The sequence below is a fragment of the Desulfovibrio sp. 1188_IL3213 genome (assembly GCF_036763145.1).
Lineage (GTDB): Bacteria > Desulfobacterota > Desulfovibrionia > Desulfovibrionales > Desulfovibrionaceae > Desulfovibrio.
In genome coordinates this window covers 1-1689 of record NZ_JBAIYR010000457.1, presented here as the reverse complement: position 1 = coordinate 1689, position 1689 = coordinate 1, and the positions used below count along the sequence as shown (strand labels likewise).

1 protein-coding gene is annotated in these 1689 nt (G+C 57.0%); it reads right to left on the bottom strand.

Annotated elements, in window-relative coordinates:
* Positions 1 to 715: 715 nt before the first annotated feature.
* Positions 716 to 1366 (bottom strand): hypothetical protein, encoded by a 651-nt coding sequence (locus tag V6C16_RS12575; RefSeq protein ID WP_333536958.1) that lies wholly within the window; start codon positions 1364 to 1366, stop codon positions 716 to 718.
* Positions 1367 to 1689: the final 323 nt, after the last annotated feature.

Genomic DNA, 1689 nt, shown 5'->3' with positions numbered 1-1689 from the left:
TTGCGCCTCCGGCAGTCGGCGCGGCGCGACGCTGGCTGGCGGCCTGACTCTGCTGAGCCTCGGCGGGTGGACGAATAAGAAAGTTGGAAAGCGCCATGTGTTCCTCCTGAGCGGCTGATCTGATGCCGCACCGAAGAGACAGCAAGTACAGTGCCAAGATGCCAAAGGCAAGGCATTGCAGCGAGTTGAATATGCAGCGGTGCAAAACCTGCGGCCAACAACCGTCAGCACGACAGGCATGCCGCCAGAATGCCGACACGCCGCGCGGGGGCCGGTGCAGGAAAGTGTCCCCTTACATGCGGCAAGGGTCAGGCGCTGTCTGCGCAAAATGGCAAGCAAACACGCGCCGCTCGCCAACCTGCATGCATACAGCGGGCATAAAACAGAAGTGAGGAAAGGAGGAGAAGAAGGAGATTAGAGCATTTTCATTTTGAAATTGCTCTAGAGCAGTTAACGAATGAAATGAGTTAACTGCTCTGCAAGGATTTTCTTGAAAATCCTTGCCACGAAATGCGAGAAGGCAGGCTTTTGCCTACCGTAAGCGAGCATTTCAAGTGTTAAATGCTCTAGACAGTGTCGTCACGAGATAAATTTCCTTGGTATATCAAGGAGAACGAGCCTTTTACGCAGGGAGTGTACTCTTATGGTACTCGACCGGAATAAAAGGCGAAGTCCGACGCAGAGATACCGGGAAAGGCGCTCGTGACGACACTGTTTAGAAATCGAGCTTGAACTGCATGCCCAGCCCCAGAGCCGAGTCTGGCTGCTTGCTGCTGGACGGCCGCTCGCGCTGTTCATTCCTGAGGATAAGCTCCGGCCCGAGGCCGATGCTCAAGTCGTCACCCACAACGGTATCGGCATAGGCGCGCACAACGTGCCTGCTTTCCATGCTCAGATTTTCGTCCGGATTGAGGCAGCCCGGCCCCGGTTCTCGCCAGGAGGAGCTTTCGTCATCCACGCTCAAGGCCAGTGCGGACTTATTTTTCTGGTGTCCTGACGCCGCGTTCAGCGCACTGTCGATGCCCTTGGCCGTGTCCACGGACTTGCCGGCGGCAGGAGCGTTTACCGCTCGACTGTGCAGATTGTCTGTGGGCGTCCCCTGACTTTGCCAGGCATCAAGGCTGCTGCCCTCGCGAAAAGTCCAGGCTCTGGCATGAACGGCATCGTCCCGCTTTTTCACGGTGACGGTGCGGTTCTGATCAGCGCGCGTTTTTGCCTTGTCCGCACAAGGGACGCCTTTTTTCGCCTTGTCGGCCACCTGAGATTTTGCCCCCGGTTCGGAAACGGCAGCAGCCCGAGGAGCCGCCAGCGGGGCGGCCAACAAGACGCAGCAGAGAAAAATGAGGGTGGTTGCCAGCTTGACCATATCTGCTCTTACGATAGTCCCCAAAACTTGTAAAGCTGACCATAAAACTATGACGGGTGCAGCCCAAAATGCAGCGCATGACGTGCACATATTTCCCGCGAAAAAAGATTAAAAAAATAAGCCCCCTCGGCCAATGGTCTGCCAGGGGGCTTACAGCTCAGATTTGCATTCTGCCAGGCGGCCTACAGGCTCACCCCGCCCTGCGGTTTGTCCTCAGGCGTGGCATGCACAGGCTCGGCCGCAGCCTTGCCCGACGACTTGCCGGATGCCCCGGCGCTGGTTTCCTGATTCAGCAGTTTTTCGGTGCTGACCACGGGAAAGCT

Excerpts from the sequence above, each read along its gene's own strand:
- V6C16_RS12575 (WP_333536958.1), bottom strand. The coding sequence starts at position 1,366 with ATGGTCAAGCTGGCAACCACCCTCATTTTTCTCTGCTGCGTCTTGTTG.